Here is a 15,622-nt window from a genome sequence, read left to right as displayed (position 1 = left end):
AACCTTGATCCCCGCCGCAACCTTCGCAGGCAAACATGTTTCGATCTTCGGGCTGGGTGGTTCGGGGATCGCGACGGCGCGCGCGCTGATCGAGGGCGGCGCGCATGTGCTGGCCTGGGACGACAATCCCGACAGTGTCGCCAAGGCCGCCGCCACAGGCATCGCGACCGGCGATCTGCGCGGCGCCGACTGGGCGAAATTCTCGGCCTTCGTGCTGTCGCCCGGCGTGCCGCTGACGCATCCCAAGCCGCACTGGACGGTGGAGCTTGCGCGCGGCGCCGGCGTCGAGATCATTGGCGATGTCGAGCTGTTCTGCAGGGAGCGGATGCTCAGCGCGCCGACGGCTCCGTTCATCGCCATCACCGGCACCAATGGCAAGTCGACGACGACCGCGCTGACGGCGCATATCCTCAAGGCCTCCGGCCGCGACACGCAGATGGGCGGCAACATCGGCCGCGCGGTGATGACGCTCGATCCGCCGAAGCCTGACCGCCACTATGTGGTCGAGTGCTCGTCCTACCAGATCGACCTTGCGCCATCGATCAACCCGACGGCCGGTATCCTGCTCAATCTGACTCCGGACCATCTCGACCGCCACGGCACCATGCAGCACTACGCCTCGATCAAGGAGCGGCTGGTGGCGGGCAGCGAGACGGCGATCATCGGCATCGACGATTCCTGGTGCGCGCAGATCGCCGAGCGGCTGGAGCGGGCAGGCCGCCAGGTCATCCGCATTTCCAAGCGGCTGCCGCTGACCGATGGCTATTTCGCCGACGGCACCAATCTGATGGAAGCCGTGCACGGCCGCTACAGCCGGGTCGCCTTCCTCGAAGGTATCGGCTCGCTGCGGGGCCAGCACAATGCGCAGAACGCGCTTGCCGCGGTCGCCGCCTGTCTCAAGGTCGGGCTCGACCTTGGCGAGATCCAGTCGGGGCTGGAGAGCTTTCCGGGCCTCGCCCACCGCATGGAGCAGGTCGGCCGCAAGGATCATGTGCTGTTCGTCAACGATTCCAAGGCGACCAATGCCGATGCGGCCGCGCCCGCGCTGTCCAGCTTCAACCGCATCTACTGGATCGCCGGCGGCCTGCCCAAGGAAGGGGGGATTGAACCGCTGCGCGGCTTCTTTCCGCGCATCGCCAAGGCCTATCTGATCGGCGAGGCGGCACCCGCATTTTCGGCGACGCTGGGCGAAGCTGTGCCCTACGAGATATCGGGGACGCTGGCCGCCGCGGTCGAGCACGCGGCGCATGATGCGGCCAAGGAGGATGGCGGCGAGGCGGTGGTGCTGTTGTCGCCGGCCTGCGCCAGTTTCGACCAGTTCAAGAATTTCGAAGTTCGCGGCGAAGCCTTCAGGCAAGCTGCGAGCGCTATAGATGGCGTCAAACCCATCGGAGGGGCACGATAATGCAGAGCCGTCTCGATAAAAGTCCCGTCGCAACCTGGTGGTGGACGATCGATCGCTGGTTCCTGGCGGCATTCCTGTCGCTGATGGGGCTTGGCATCGTGCTGTCCTTCGCCGCGAGCCCGGCAGTGGCCGAACGCATCGGCCTCGACAGTTTCCACTTCGCCACCAGGCAGATTATCTTCACCGTGCCGGCGCTCGGCGTGATGCTGGCGGTATCCTTCCTCGATTCCAGGCAGATCCGGCGCATGTCGCTGATCATGCTGTGCCTCATGCTGGTGCTGATGGTCGCGGTGCTCTATGTCGGCGTCGAAGTGAAGGGCGCGCGGCGCTGGGTTTCGCTCGCCGGCCTGTCGATCCAGCCGTCGGAATTCCTGAAGCCGGCCTTCGTCATCATGTGCGCCTGGCTGTTCGCCGAGCACAAGCGCCAGCCCGACATTCCCGGCAACCTGTTCGCCATGCTGCTTCTGGTGCTCGTCGTATCGCTGCTGGTGGCGCAGCCGGACCTCGGCCAGACCATGCTGACGACCGGCACCTGGGGCATCATGTTCTTCATGGCGGGGCTGCCCTGGCTGTGGATCATCGTGCTGGGCGCCGCCGGCGTCGGCGGTGTCTTCGCCGCCTATACGGTGTTTCCGCACGTTGCCCTGCGCATCGACAAGTTCCTCACCGGCGAGGGCGACACGTTCCAGGTCGATATGGGGCGCGACGCGCTGATCAATGGCGGCTGGTTCGGCGTCGGGCCGGGCGAGGGCACGGTCAAGCGGGTCATCCCCGACAGCCACGCCGACTTCGTGTTCTCGGTCGCGGGCGAGGAGTTCGGGCTGATCATGTGCTTCTTCATCATGTCGATCTTCGCCTTCATCGTGCTGCGCGGGCTCAACACGGCACTCAAGGAACATGACGACTTCACCCGCTATGCGGTCGGCGGCCTCGTCACCGTGTTCGGCCTGCAGGCCGTCATCAACATGTGCGTCAACCTGCAGCTGGTGCCGGCCAAGGGCATGACGCTGCCCTTCATCTCCTACGGTGGTTCCTCGCAGATCGCGATCGCCATCTCCATGGGCATGGTGCTGGCGCTGACGCGCAAGCGACCTGAAAAACGCAAGCAGATGGGCTTCACGCTGCCACAGTGCGCCCTGCCGGCGGAGTGATATGGCGAGGGGTGTCATCCTTCTCGCGGCAGGCGGAACCGGCGGACATCTGTTTCCGGCCGAGGCGCTGGCGCATGAGCTCGCCGAGCGCGGCTGGACGGTGCATCTGGCGACGGACGACCGCGCCGAGCGATTTGCCAGCCGCTTCCCGGCCGCCGCCATCCATCCGATCCAGTCGGCGACGATGGGTTCGAAGAACCCTTTCGCCTTGCTCGGGGCCTTCTGGAAAATCTGGCGCGGCGTACGGCAGGCGTCCGCCATTATCGGCAGGATCAAGCCGGATGCCGTCGTCGGCTTCGGCGGCTACCCGACCCTGCCGCCGCTCTATGCCGCGACGCGGCGCAAGGTGCCGACTTTGATCCATGAGCAGAACGCGGTGATGGGGCGCGCCAACCGGGCGCTGGCCGGCCGTGTCGATGCCATAGCCGGCGGCTTCCTGCCACAGGATGCGAGTGCCGCCGGCGCCAAGACGGTGACGACAGGCAATCCGGTCAGGCCGGCTGTGCTGGAAGCGGCCAAGACACCTTATGCGGCATCGACCGGGGAGGAGCCGTTCCGCCTGCTGGTGTTCGGCGGCAGCCAGGGCGCCCAGTTCTTTTCCGATGCCATGCCGGGGGCGATCGCACTGCTTTCCGATGCACAGCGCAAGCGGCTTGCGATCACGCAGCAGGCGCGTGCCGATGACGTGGGGCGGGTGAAGGCGGCATATGCCGCGCTTGGCGTCGCCGCCGAGGTTTCGCCCTTCTTCACCGACATGGCGGCACGCATGGCGGGGGCGCATCTGGTGATCTCACGTTCCGGTGCTTCGACCGTCTCGGAGATCGCCGTCATCGGACGACCGGCGTTGCTGGTGCCCTATCCCTACGCGCTCGACCACGACCAGGCGGCAAACGCGGCGGCCCTTGCCGCCGCCGGCGGAGGCGAGGTGCACCCACAATCCTCGCTGTCGCCCGAGCGCATCGCAACCCTCCTTGGCGGACTGATGGACGCCCCCGAGCGGCTGGCGGCGATGGCGGCTGGCGCGAAATCAGCTGGCAGGCCGCACGCGGCAAGGTTGCTCGCCGACCTCACAGAGGCTATTGCGTCCAGAAAAACCGTTTCGGACTTCAGGAAGGGGACGCACGCATGAAAATGCCGCAGACCATCGGCCTCGTGCATTTCATCGGCATTGGCGGCATCGGCATGAGCGGCATCGCCGAGGTGCTGCACAATCTCGGCTACAAGGTGCAAGGGTCCGATCAGGCCGACAGCGCCAATGTGCAGCGCCTGCGCGACAAGGGCATCGACTGCTTCGTCGGCCACAAGGCCGAAAACCTCGGCGATGCCGAGGTCATCGTCGTCTCGACGGCGATCAAGAAATCCAATCCGGAGCTCAAGGCCGCGCGTGAAAGGCTGCTGCCGATCGTGCGTCGCGCCGAGATGCTGGCCGAGCTGATGCGCTTCCGCCAGGCGGTGGCCATCGGCGGCACGCACGGCAAGACGACGACGACCTCCATGGTGGCGACGCTGCTCGAAGCCGGCGGGCTCGACCCGACCGTCATCAATGGCGGCATCATCAATGCCTATGGCACCAACGCCCGCATGGGCGACGGCGAATGGATGGTGGTCGAGGCCGACGAGAGCGACGGCACCTTCCTCAAGCTGCCGGCCGACATTGCCGTCGTCACCAATATCGATCCCGAGCATCTCGACCACTATGGCAGTTTCGACAAGGTGCGCGAGGCGTTCCGCCAGTTCGTCGAGAACGTGCCGTTCTACGGCTTCGGCGTGATGTGCACCGATCACCCGGAAGTCCAGGCGCTGGTCGGCCGTATCGAGGACCGCCGCGTCATCACCTATGGCGAGAACGCGCAGGCCGATGTGCGCTTCACCAACCATCGCATGGCGGGTGCTACGTCCGAGTTCGACGTGGTGATCCGCGACCGCAAGACCGGCGGCCAGAAGACGATAGCGGACCTGCGGCTGCCAATGCCAGGCCGCCACAATGTCTCGAACGCCACCGCCGCGATCGCGGTGGCGCATGAGCTCGGCTTGTCCGGCGAGGCGATCAAGAAGGGCCTGTCGTCCTTTGCCGGCGTCAAACGCCGCTTCACCCGTACCGGCTCCTGGAACGGCGTCGACGTTTTCGACGATTACGGCCATCATCCGGTCGAGATCGCGGCGGTGCTGAAGGCGGCGCGCAGCGCGACCAAGGGGCGCGTCATCGCCATTGCCCAGCCGCACCGCTTCACCCGGCTGCATGATCTGTTCAACGAGTTTTCGGCCTGCTTCAACGACGCCGACACGGTGATGGTCGCCCCTGTCTACGCGGCCGGCGAAGAGCCGATCGAGGGCGTGACTTCCGATGCGCTGGTGTCGCGCATTCGCGCCGGCGGCCATCGCGACGCCCGCTACATCGAAGGACCGGCCGATATCGCGCCGATCATCCGTGATCTCGCCAAGCCCGGTGATTTCGTCGTCTTCCTCGGCGCCGGCAATATCACCCAATGGGCTTATGCCTTGCCCAAGGAGCTTGCCGCCTCATGACGCACGGCCAGGCCCTGATCGACAGACTTGGCGACCGGCTTGCCGGCCTGCGCGGCCGCATCACGCCCAATGCCGAGATGGACAAGATCACCTGGTTCCGCGCCGGCGGCCTGGCTGAAGCGCTGTTCCAGCCGGCGGACGAGGAGGACCTCGCCGCATTCCTTCGGGCGGTTCCTGAAGAAATCCCGCTGACCATCGTCGGCATCGGCTCGAACCTGCTGGTCAGGGACGGCGGCATTCCCGGCTTCGTCATCCGGCTTTCGGCCAAGGGCTTTGGCGAGGCCGAAGTCATCTCACCGATCAGGATCAGGGCAGGCGCGGCGACACCCGACAAGCGCGTGGCCGCCGTGGCGCTCGAGGCCGGCATTGGCGGCTTCCATTTCTACCACGGCATTCCAGGCGCCATTGGCGGCGCGCTCAGGATGAATGCTGGCGCCAATGGCGTCGAGACGCGCGAGCGCGTTGTCGAGGTGCGCGCGCTCGACCGCAAGGGCAATGTCCAGACGCTGAGCAATGCCGACATGGGTTATGCCTATCGCCACTCGGCCGCACCGTCTGGGCTGATCTTCACCTCGGCCGTGTTCGAAGGGTTTGCCGAGGACAAGGCGGTGATCAAGGCGGCGATGGATGCCGTGCAGAACCACCGCGAGACCGTGCAGCCGATCCGCGAGAAGACCGGCGGGTCGACCTTCAAGAATCCCGAAGGCACCTCGGCCTGGAAGGAGATCGACAAGGCGGGCTGCCGCGGCCTGCTGATCGGCGGGGCGCAGATGTCGCCCATGCACTGCAACTTCATGATCAACACCGGCACCGCCACCGGTTACGACCTCGAATATCTCGGCGAGACGGTGCGGGCGCGCGTGCTCGAACATTCCGGCATCCGCCTGCACTGGGAGATCAAGCGCATCGGCAATTTCCGGCCCGGACATGCCGTGCAGGAGTTTCTCGGCCAACTGCTCTGACCTCAATCTCAATTCACTTTAGTTGCCGGTGAAGTTCACGTGATGGTTGAACTTCAAACGCGTTCCCAGAGTGCGCAAAAAGCGTTGCTTCGGGGACTCACCGACACGGTTTTCACGTCCATTTTCTCAGAAAGTGAATCTCTCGGAATCATAAGCACTTGCCAGTAAATCAACTCTCTGATTCTCTGCTCCAAAGCGTTTCCTGATTTGAGTCGTTCGACGCGTTACCCGCGTTTTCCGTCTGGGGGGCAACCTGCCGGGAGACTCGGACTCAATGTTGCGGAAATTTGGTTTTGGTCCGCCGTGAGAGGGGATGACGGGGAATGAAGAGCAAGCATGTGGCCGTCCTGCTGGGAGGTTTCTCGTCCGAGCGGCCCGTGTCCCTGTCCTCCGGAAAGGCCTGTGCCGATGCGCTGGAGAAGGAAGGCTACCAGGTCACCCGCGTCGATGTCGGGCGCGACGTCGGCTCCGTGCTCGCCGAGCTTCGGCCGGATGTTGCCTTCAACGCGTTGCATGGTCCATTCGGCGAGGATGGCACGATCCAGGGTATCCTCGAATATCTCGGTATTCCCTACACCCATTCCGGCGTGCTCGCCTCGGCGCTCGCCATGAACAAGGAGCAGGCGAAGAAGATCGTCAAATCGGTCGGCGTTCCCGTCGCCGAATCGAAGGTCGCCAATCGCTTCGCTATCCAGAACAAGCATCCAATGAAGCCGCCCTACGTGATCAAGCCGGTCAATGAAGGATCGAGCTTCGGCGTCGTCATCGTGTCTGAAGGGCAGTCGCATCCGCCGCAGATCGTCGGATCGTCCGAGTGGAAATATGGCGATACCGTCATGGTCGAGCGCTACATCCATGGGCGCGAACTGACCTGCGCCGTCATGGGGGATGTGGCGCTCGGCGTCTGCGAGATCATCCCGACGGGCCATTCGTTCTACGACTACGATTCAAAATATGTTGCCGGCGGATCAAAACACGAATGCCCCGCAAAAGTTTCACCGAATATTTACCAAAAAATACAGACACTGGCGCTCAAGGCTCACCAAGCTGTCGGCTGTCGGGGCGTTTCCCGGTCGGACTTCCGTTATGACGATCGTCACTCCGAAAATGGCGAAGTTGTATGGCTCGAGGTCAACACCCAGCCGGGCATGACGCCGACATCTCTGGTGCCTGAAATCGCCGCCCAGGCCGGGCATTCGTTTGGTGAACTGTTGAGTTGGATGGTGGAGGACGCTTCGTGTCTGCGTTGAAATGGGGACAGGGTAGGGGGAAGGGCGCGGCGGTGCCGTCGCTGTTCGGCCTGCCGTTGTCATCGGGCCATTTCGTGCTGCCGCGCATGCTTCGCCGCCCGGTGCGCATGCTCGCGCGCCTGGGTGACGGCGAGTTCCAGGCGCCGCGTTTCTCCTCCGCGATCATGTCGGCCGTGCTGCTTGCGTCGAGCGGCGCCTACGGTGCCTATCTTGGCGGTCATGCCGACGGTATCATCCAGAGCATCACTGCCCGCACCGGCTTTGCCGTCGATCAGGTCAAGGTGGTCGGCAACCATCAGACGTCGGAAATCGACATTCTCGACAGGCTCGAGCTTGACGGCTGGACGTCGCTGATCGGCTTCGACGCGGAGGCCGCGCGCGAGCGCATCTCCGGCCTGCCCTGGATCGAGGTCGCTGCAGTGCGCAAGGTCTATCCGCACACGCTGGAAGTGCGCGTCGAGGAGCGCGAGGCCTTCGCGCTCTGGCAGCAGGGCAGTGATCTTTCGGTCATCGAGAAGGATGGTGCCGTCATCGCGCCCTTCTCGGGCGGCAAGCAGGTGCTCTTGCCGCTGCTGATCGGCACTGGCGCGCCCGCCAAGGCGCCTGATTTCCTGGCCAAGGTCGAGCAATATCCCGATCTCGCCAGCCGCATAAAGGGCTACATCCGTGTCGGCGAGCGGCGCTGGGACCTGAAGCTGGACAATGGCATCACCGTCAAGTTGCCGGAGGATGGCGAGGACCAGGCTCTCGCGGAACTCGCGAAGATGGACCATGACAACGGACTTTTGTCGCGCGACATCGCCGCCGTCGACATGCGACTCACGGACCGGCTGGTCGTGCAGTTGACGCCCGAGGCGGCGACGCAGCGCGAGGCCGCGCTCAATGAGAAACCGAAAACCCTCAAGCGCAAGCCGGAGACGAAGATATGAGCTGGCTTGGCGGTTCTGGCGATGCCTCGTCGCGCCGGTCCGGCACCTTGACGGTGCTGGATGTCGGCTCGAACAAGGTCTGCTGCATGGTGGCGAAGCTCAAGCCGAACGATGACGGCAAGCTGTTGCGAGGCCGCTCGCACCGGATCCGGGTCATCGGCATCGGCCATCAGAAATCGCAGGGCGTGAAGTCGGGTGTGGTGGTCGATCTCGACCGCGCCGAGCACGCGATCCGCTTGTCCGTCGATGCCGCCGAGCGGATGGCCGGGCTGACGGTCGATTCGCTCATCGTCAACATGACCGCCGGCCGGCTGAAGAGCGAAGCCTTCTCGGCGACCATCAACCTCGGCGGCCATGAGGCCGACGAGGCCGACATCAAGCGCGTGCTCGGCGCAGGCGCCAAGCAGGCGCTCAAGGCCGAGCGCGAGGTCATCCATTCGCTGCCCGTCGGCTTCTCGCTGGACGCCGAGCGCGGCGTGCGCGATCCGCGCGGCATGGTCGGCGACGCGCTTGGCGTCGACATGCATGTGCTGACGGGCGACGCGGCCCCAATGCGCAACCTGGAGCTCTCCATCAACCGCTCACATCTGTCGGTCGAGCGCATGGTGGCGACGCCCTATGCCAGCGGGCTGGCGGCGCTTGTCGATGATGAACTGGAACTGGGTGCCGCCTGCATCGACATGGGCGGCGGAACGACCACGATCTCGGTGTTTTCGGAAGGCAGGTTCGTCCACGGCGATGCGATCGCCATCGGCGGCAACCATATCACGCTTGACATGGCCAAGGGGCTCTCGACCTCGCTCGATGCCGCCGAGCGGCTCAAGGTGATGCACGGCTCGGCGCTGCCGGGCAGTGCCGATGACCGCGACCTGGTTTCAATCCAGCCGATCGGCGACGATGGCGACGTGCCGTTGCAGATCCCGCGCTCGGTGATGACACGCATCGTGCGTGCCCGTATCGACGAGACGCTCGAACTTCTGCGCGACCGGCTGAACAAGTCGGGCTACGGCAACGCGGTCGGCAAGCGCGTCGTGCTCACCGGCGGCGCCAGCCAGCTGGCCGGCCTGCCGGAGGCGGCACGCCGCATCCTGGGACGCAATGTGCGCATCGGCCGCCCGCTCGGCGTGGCGGGCCTGCCCGAGGCGGCGAAGGGGCCGGCTTTCTCGGCCGCCGTCGGGCTTCTGATCTATCCGCAGATGGCGAGTTTCGAGAGCCATCCGGCGAAAGGCATTTCCGGTCTCAGGATGACCGGAACGGGTGGAAAACTGCATCGCATGAGTCAGTGGTTGAGAGACAGTTTCTAATTGACGGGGACAGCCCCATAGGCGGCCGCGGCGGCGAAGCGGCGTGAAAGGCAAAGGACGGAGACAATGACCATCAATCTGCAGAAGCCGGACATCACCGAGCTTAAGCCACGCATCACCGTGTTCGGTGTCGGCGGCGGCGGCGGCAACGCCGTCAACAACATGATCACCGCCGGGCTGCGCGGTGTCGAGTTCGTTGTCGCCAACACCGACGCCCAGGCGCTGACCATGTCGAAGGCCGACCGGCTGATCCAGCTCGGCGCGCATGTCACCGAAGGTCTCGGCGCGGGTTCGCAGCCGGAAGTCGGCCGCGCGGCGGCGGAAGAATGCATCGACGAGATCATCGATCACCTGTCCAACACCCATATGTGCTTCGTCACCGCCGGCATGGGCGGCGGCACCGGCACCGGTGCCGCTCCGGTCGTTGCGCGCGCCGCGCGCGAGAAGGGCATCCTCACCGTCGGCGTCGTGACCAAGCCGTTCCACTTCGAAGGCCAGCGCCGCATGAAGACGGCCGACATGGGCATCGAAGAGCTGCAGAAATGCGTCGACACGCTGATCGTCATCCCCAACCAGAACCTTTTCCGGCTGGCCAATGACAAGACCACCTTCGCCGATGCCTTCGCCATGGCCGACCAGGTGCTCTATTCCGGCGTCGCCTGCATCACCGACCTGATGGTCAAGGAAGGCCTGATCAACCTCGACTTCGCCGACGTGCGTTCGGTCATGCGCGAAATGGGCAAGGCGATGATGGGCACCGGAGAAGCTTCGGGCGAGGGCCGCGCGATGGCAGCGGCGGAAGCGGCAATCGCCAACCCGCTGCTCGACGAGACCTCGATGAAGGGCGCCAAGGGCCTGCTGATCTCGATCACCGGCGGCCGCGACCTCACCCTGTTCGAAGTCGACGAAGCGGCAACCCGTATCCGCGAGGAGGTCGACCAGGATGCAAACATCATCCTGGGCGCCACCTTCGACGAGGAACTGGAAGGCGTCATCCGCGTCTCGGTGGTCGCCACCGGCATCGACAAGTCGGCGGCTGAAATAGCCGCCGCGCCGATCTCGATCCGCGCCGCGCCGCAGAAGCCCGCCCCCCGTCCAGCCGTTGCCGCCGTCGAAAGCCGCCCGGCGCCGGTCCAGCAGACCGTTTACGAGCCGCGCACCGTCGATCCGGTCGCGGAAGCGATCCAGTTGGCCGAAGCAAATGCGGCGGCCATGGCTCAGCCGCGTCCGGCACCGGTTGCCCATGCGGACGATTTCCGCCCGCAGAGCAAGATCTTCCAGGCGCCGCCCGCGCAGCCGCAGCCGATGGTGCAGCCGGTTCCCCAGCAGATGATGCAGCCGGCTCCGCAGCCGCGCGAAATGCTGCGTGAGGTCCAGCAGCCGGTCGCGATGGCCCCGCAGCGCATGCCGCGCGTCGAGGACTTTCCGCCGGTCGTGAAGGCCGAGGTCGAAGCGAAGAGCCGTCCGGCAGACCACCACGAGAACAGCGGACCTATGGGCCTGCTGAAGCGTCTGACCAATGGGCTGACTCGCCGCGAGGAGGAGCCCGCACGGCTGCAGCCGGCGCAACCGCGCGAGCCGAAGCTGCGCCAGGCCGCGCCCGAAGTGCGCCGCCTCGCCAGCCAGGACGCGCAGCTCTACGCACCGCGCCGCGGCCAGCTGGATGAGCAGGGCCGCCTGACGCCGCAGACCAGGGCGACTCAGGACGACGATCAACTGGAGATCCCGGCGTTCCTGCGCCGCCAAGCCAACTGAGTAGTTAACGGACTGTAACAATTGTTAACAGGCAGGCAAGGAATTGCTTGCCTGTTAACGTTTAAACTTCTGGAAAATCAAACGCTTATGATGCCGTACATGTTCCAGTTCGCGGTTACAGAGAGTAAGAAACCGTGATTTGGAGTCTCCTTGCCGGGACATTATCTTCGCCGCCTACCATAGTCGGTCTGCTGGGATTTCGGGGAAGTGGCCCTGCCTGCCGATTTCACAAGAGCCGCGCCCTCGGGCTGGAGAAGCGGCCCTAGGCATTTCGGGCTTATGGGGATTGTCTTGCACGACTATCAGACGACAGTGAAGACGCGCGCGTCGCTTACAGGCACCGGCGTTCACAGCGGCAAAGAAGTTTCCATCAGTTTCCTGCCCGCGGATGCCGACACTGGCATCGTGTTCCAGCTTATCAATGAGGAAGGGCAGGGCCGCGAGTTCCGTGCCCTATTTTCCGAGATCGGTGCCACGGACCTTTGCACCATGCTCGGCGATCCTTCGGGCGAGCACATCGCCACCGTGGAGCACATCATGGCCGCGCTGTTCGGGCTCGGCATCGACAATGTCGTCATCGAGATCGATGGGCACGAAGTTCCCATTCTCGACGGCAGCGCCATGGCCTTCGTGGAAGCCATCGACCAGGCGGGTATCGAAAAATTGCCGGTCAAGCGGCGCTACATCAGGGTCGTCAAGCCGGTCCGCATCGAGAACGGTGCTTCCTGGGCGGAGTTCAGACCCTATGACGGCACCCGCTTCGAGGTCGAGATCGATTTCGAAAGTCCCGCGATCGGGCGTCAGCTCTTTGCTTCCGACATCAATGCCGACATCTTCCGCCGTGACATCGCGCGGGCCCGCACCTTCGGTTTCATGAAGGATGTCGAGCGGCTGTGGGCCGCCGGCTACGCGCTGGGATCCTCGCTCGAGAACTCGTTGGTCATCGGTGACGACAACCGCGTCATCAACATGGGCGGCCTGCGCTACCCAAACGAATTCGTGCGCCACAAGACGCTGGACGCCATGGGCGACCTGGCGTTGGGCGGCGCCCGCTTCATCGGCTGTTTCCGCTCCTATCGCGGCGGCCACAGGCTGAACGCCGCGGCGCTGCGGCGCCTGCTGTCGGACCGCACGGCTTTCGAGATCGTCGAGACGACACGTCGCGAGCGTGGCCGCGCGGCGGAGATGAGCGCCGTCAATGCGCCGCTCTATGCGCCCTGGATGATCTGAATCCCTTAGCTTTTTTCGATTCCCTTGGAGACGGCCGGTGTTGCAGGAATGCACCATCGGCTGGTGAAATCACAGGGATGCCGAGGCTCCGACCGCCCGCCACAAAAATGTGCGATTGGCTAGACATAGCGTTGCCCGGCAAGGCGGTTATGGTCTATGGCTGCTGCCGTCGATTAGTGCATGTCGCTCAAAGGTGGGGACCAGTTTTGGGGGAACTGCATGCAACGGGCATTAAAATAACGCCGAAAGGGCGGAATCCAATCATGTTCTTCAAGCGAGTCGGTCAATCGAAAGTGCCGCAGTGGTCTGTTTTCCTGGCGCTTTCGGTAGTTGTTCCATCGCTCTTTCTTTCGGCCTGCATGTCGTCGGAGAAAGATATCGACCTTTCGACCTATGTCGACCATACCGAGCCTGGGGACGTTCTCTACAATCAAGGCCTCGCCAATCTGAATGCCGGGCGGCTGGACGAGGCGAGCAAGAAGTTCGACGCCGTCGACCGCCAGCATCCCTATTCGGAATGGGCCCGCAAATCGATGGTGATGGGCGCGTTCGCCGACTATCGAAAGGGCAGCTACGACGAGGCGATCTCGTCGGCCAAGCGCTACCTGGCACTTTATCCGTCCACCGATGACGCCCCCTATGCGCAGTACATTATCGGCCTGAGCTACTATCGCCAGATCAAGGATGTGACGCAGGATCAGAAGGAAGCACGCCAGACCGTGCAGACCATGCAGGATCTGGTGACGCGCTGGCCGAATTCGGAATATGTCGACGACGCCAAGCAGAAGATCCGCTTCGCCAACGACCAGCTCGCCGGCAAGGAAATGCAGATCGGCCGCTATTATCTGGAGCGCCGCGAATACATCGCCGCCGTCAAGCGCTTCCGTACCGTGGTGGAGAATTATTCCAACACGCGTCATGTCGAGGAGGCACTGGCCCGCCTGACCGAAAGCTACTACGCAATGGGGCTCACCTCGGAGGCCCAGACCGCCGCCGCGGTGCTCGGCACCAACTACCCTGACAGTTCATGGTATAAGGATTCCTACAAGCTCCTGCAGAGCAACGGGCTGGCGCCGCGCGAGAATGCCGGGTCGTGGATATCCAAGGCCGGGAAGCTGATCACCGGCGCCTGACCCGCGGTACCCCGGACCAAAGCGTGCAGAGGGCGCTTTTTCGGATTGATCCGATGCGCAAACGAAAAGATAGTGCGGCGCTGCGACTCCAATCGGTCGCGTGCCGCTTTGAAGCGCGTCGTGCTTGAACGGATCCATGCGACGCGCTTTAAGTCTTTTGCTTTCGTGCATGTCGTTATCCCAAAACCGGGTCCACTTTTGGGCGGCATGCAATAGGTCCGGGTTCTGATGCTTTCCAGATTGTCGATCCGCGATATCGTCCTGATCGAAAAGCTGGATATCGACTTCCAGCCGGGCCTTTCCGTGCTGACGGGCGAAACGGGCGCCGGCAAATCCATCCTGCTCGATGCCCTGTCGCTGGCGCTCGGCGCGCGCGGCGACGCCTCGCTGGTGCGTCATGGCGCGGCACAGGGCCAGGTCATCGCCGTCTTCGATGTGCCGCGCAACCATCCGGTTCGCGCGCTGCTTGCCGAAAACGCCATAGAGGACGATGGCGACGTCATATTGCGCCGTGTGCAAACGGCGGACGGCCGCACGCGCGTGTTCGTCAACGACCAGCCATCCAGCGTGACCCTGATGCGCGATGTCGGCCGCGCGCTGGTCGAGATCCACGGCCAGCACGATGAGCGCGCCCTGGTCGATCCCGGCGCACACCGTGACGTGCTCGACGCTTTCGGCGGCCATCTCGGCGTCGTTCGCTCGACCGGCGAGGCCTGGCGGCACTGGCGCGCCGGCGAGCAGGAGCTTTCGCGCCACCGCGCAAAGGTGGCGGCAGCGGCGCGCGAGGCCGACTATCTGCGTGCCGCGGTCGCGGAATTGACCAGGCTCGATCCGCAGCCTGGCGAGGAAACCGAACTTGCCGAACTGCGCGCCCATATGATGCGCGCCGAGAAGATCGCTTCCGAAATCCATGATGCGCAGGATGTGCTGTCGGGCCCGTCCTCACCCTTGCCGCAACTCGCCAGTCTGTTGAGACGGCTGCAGCGCAAGGCGACGGAAGCGCCCGGCCTGCTCGAGGACGTGGTCAAGTCGCTGGACGAAGCCATGCTGTCGCTCGACGCGGCGCAATCCGGTGTCGAGGCCGCGCTTCGCGCCACCGAATATGACCCGCAAAGGCTGGAGAAAGCCGAGGAGCGGCTGTTCTCGCTGCGCGCGGCGTCCCGCAAGCATAGCGTCGCCGTCGACGACCTGGCGCAATTGCGCGACACGATGGTTGCCGATCTTGCCGATCTCGATGCCGGCGAGGAGCGGCTGCACGGGCTGGAGAAGCAGGCCGCCGCCGCACGCGAGGCCTATGACGTTGCCGCCGCGCAGCTTTCCTCGCTTCGCCATGCGGCGGCCGTCGGGCTGACCAAGGCGGTGATGGCCGAACTGCCGGCGCTGAAGCTCGAACGCGCCGCCTTCATCGTCGAGATGAAGAGCGAGGCCGAGAGCCGCATGCAAGAGGGCATCGACCAGATCGAGTTCTGGGTGCGCACCAACCCCGGCACGCGGCCCGGGCCGATGATGAAGGTCGCCTCCGGCGGCGAACTCTCCCGCTTCCTGTTGGCGCTGAAGGTGGCGCTGGCCGACCGTGGCTCGGCGCCGACGCTGGTTTTCGACGAAATCGACACCGGCGTTGGTGGCGCCGTGGCCGACGCGATCGGCCAGAGGCTGGCGCGCCTGTCGAAGCGCGTGCAGGTGCTGTCGGTCACCCACGCACCGCAGGTGGCGGCGCGCGCGGCGACGCATTTCCTGATCTCCAAATCGGGCAGCACCGACCGCGTGGCGACCGGCATCGCCGAGATGGACAGGACGGCGCGGCAGGAAGAGATCGCGCGTATGCTGGCCGGTGCCACCATTACCGACGAGGCGCGCGCCGCCGCCGAGCGGCTGCTGCGTGAGAACACTACCGCAGCATGAGAATATCCGGCGTCATGGAGCGAGTCAGGATATGGCTCCATCCTGCTGTTCAGCAATGATTTTCCCGGAATTCTG

General features: G+C 64.5%; 12 protein-coding genes. All 12 read left to right on the top strand.

Features of this window, described 5'->3' with window-relative positions; genetic code table 11:
* Positions 1-4 precede the first annotated feature (4 nt).
* The 12 genes from murD to recN all read left to right on the top strand — a co-directional run bounded on the left by murD (position 5) and on the right by recN (position 15,547).
* A complete protein-coding gene (gene murD, locus FJ958_RS13615; protein WP_140743339.1) occupies positions 5-1,405 on the top strand; it encodes a UDP-N-acetylmuramoyl-L-alanine--D-glutamate ligase in 1,401 nt (466 codons plus the stop codon).
* On the top strand, positions 1,405-2,556 hold the full coding sequence (gene ftsW, locus FJ958_RS13610; RefSeq protein ID WP_140743337.1) for a putative lipid II flippase FtsW: 1,152 nt from the start codon (positions 1,405-1,407) through the stop codon (positions 2,554-2,556). Before murD ends, ftsW begins: the two co-directional genes overlap by 1 nt.
* Before the next feature lies 1 nt (position 2,557).
* Complete coding sequence (murG, locus tag FJ958_RS13605; protein WP_140743335.1) at positions 2,558-3,685, top strand: undecaprenyldiphospho-muramoylpentapeptide beta-N-acetylglucosaminyltransferase; 1,128 nt, start codon at positions 2,558-2,560, stop codon at positions 3,683-3,685.
* The gene (murC, locus tag FJ958_RS13600) at positions 3,682-5,082 is read left to right on the top strand and encodes a UDP-N-acetylmuramate--L-alanine ligase (protein ID WP_140743333.1); all 1,401 of its coding nucleotides are present in this window, start codon (positions 3,682-3,684) and stop codon (positions 5,080-5,082) included. The genes murG and murC overlap by 4 nt, the downstream gene beginning before the upstream one ends.
* The gene (gene murB / locus FJ958_RS13595) at positions 5,079-6,044 is read left to right on the top strand and encodes a UDP-N-acetylmuramate dehydrogenase (RefSeq protein WP_140743331.1); all 966 of its coding nucleotides are present in this window, start codon (positions 5,079-5,081) and stop codon (positions 6,042-6,044) included. The genes murC and murB overlap by 4 nt, the downstream gene beginning before the upstream one ends.
* A 323-nt stretch (positions 6,045-6,367) precedes the next feature.
* The gene (locus FJ958_RS13590) at positions 6,368-7,294 is read left to right on the top strand and encodes a D-alanine--D-alanine ligase (protein ID WP_140743329.1); all 927 of its coding nucleotides are present in this window, start codon (positions 6,368-6,370) and stop codon (positions 7,292-7,294) included.
* A complete protein-coding gene (locus FJ958_RS13585) occupies positions 7,282-8,223 on the top strand; it encodes a cell division protein FtsQ/DivIB (protein ID WP_140743327.1) in 942 nt (313 codons plus the stop codon). The genes FJ958_RS13590 and FJ958_RS13585 overlap by 13 nt, the downstream gene beginning before the upstream one ends.
* On the top strand, positions 8,220-9,527 hold the full coding sequence (gene ftsA, locus FJ958_RS13580) for a cell division protein FtsA (RefSeq protein ID WP_140743325.1): 1,308 nt from the start codon (positions 8,220-8,222) through the stop codon (positions 9,525-9,527). The genes FJ958_RS13585 and ftsA overlap by 4 nt, the downstream gene beginning before the upstream one ends.
* A gap of 66 nt (positions 9,528-9,593) precedes the next feature.
* Positions 9,594-11,282: a cell division protein FtsZ gene (gene ftsZ / locus FJ958_RS13575; RefSeq protein WP_140743323.1), complete on the top strand. Its 1,689-nt coding sequence runs from the start codon at positions 9,594-9,596 to the stop codon at positions 11,280-11,282.
* A 279-nt stretch (positions 11,283-11,561) separates the two neighbouring features.
* Positions 11,562-12,512: a UDP-3-O-acyl-N-acetylglucosamine deacetylase gene (gene lpxC, locus FJ958_RS13570; protein WP_140743321.1), complete on the top strand. Its 951-nt coding sequence runs from the start codon at positions 11,562-11,564 to the stop codon at positions 12,510-12,512.
* Between the two features lie 263 nt (positions 12,513-12,775).
* Entirely contained in the window at positions 12,776-13,645 is an 870-nt protein-coding gene (locus FJ958_RS13565; protein ID WP_140743319.1) for an outer membrane protein assembly factor BamD, read from the top strand.
* 228 nt (positions 13,646-13,873) lie between these two features.
* Positions 13,874-15,547, top strand: coding sequence for a DNA repair protein RecN (recN, locus tag FJ958_RS13555; protein ID WP_140743315.1), 1,674 nt, complete (start codon positions 13,874-13,876; stop codon positions 15,545-15,547).
* Positions 15,548-15,622: the final 75 nt, after the last annotated feature.

This window comes from Mesorhizobium sp. B2-3-5 (assembly GCF_006442395.1).
Lineage (GTDB): Bacteria > Pseudomonadota > Alphaproteobacteria > Rhizobiales > Rhizobiaceae > Mesorhizobium.
This window is presented reverse-complemented; position numbering and strand designations above follow the sequence as displayed.

Excerpts from the sequence above, each read along its gene's own strand:
- ftsZ (WP_140743323.1), top strand. The coding sequence starts at position 9,594 with ATGACCATCAATCTGCAGAAGCCGGACATCACCGAGCTTAAGCCACGC.
- murG (WP_140743335.1), top strand. The coding sequence starts at position 2,558 with ATGGCGAGGGGTGTCATCCTTCTCGCGGCAGGCGGAACCGGCGGACAT.
- ftsW (WP_140743337.1), top strand. The coding sequence starts at position 1,405 with ATGCAGAGCCGTCTCGATAAAAGTCCCGTCGCAACCTGGTGGTGGACG.
- FJ958_RS13590 (WP_140743329.1), top strand. The coding sequence starts at position 6,368 with ATGAAGAGCAAGCATGTGGCCGTCCTGCTGGGAGGTTTCTCGTCCGAG.
- FJ958_RS13565 (WP_140743319.1), top strand. The coding sequence starts at position 12,776 with ATGTTCTTCAAGCGAGTCGGTCAATCGAAAGTGCCGCAGTGGTCTGTT.
- ftsA (WP_140743325.1), top strand. The coding sequence starts at position 8,220 with ATGAGCTGGCTTGGCGGTTCTGGCGATGCCTCGTCGCGCCGGTCCGGC.
- recN (WP_140743315.1), top strand. The coding sequence starts at position 13,874 with ATGCTTTCCAGATTGTCGATCCGCGATATCGTCCTGATCGAAAAGCTG.
- murC (WP_140743333.1), top strand. The coding sequence starts at position 3,682 with ATGAAAATGCCGCAGACCATCGGCCTCGTGCATTTCATCGGCATTGGC.
- lpxC (WP_140743321.1), top strand. The coding sequence starts at position 11,562 with ATGGGGATTGTCTTGCACGACTATCAGACGACAGTGAAGACGCGCGCG.
- murB (WP_140743331.1), top strand. The coding sequence starts at position 5,079 with ATGACGCACGGCCAGGCCCTGATCGACAGACTTGGCGACCGGCTTGCC.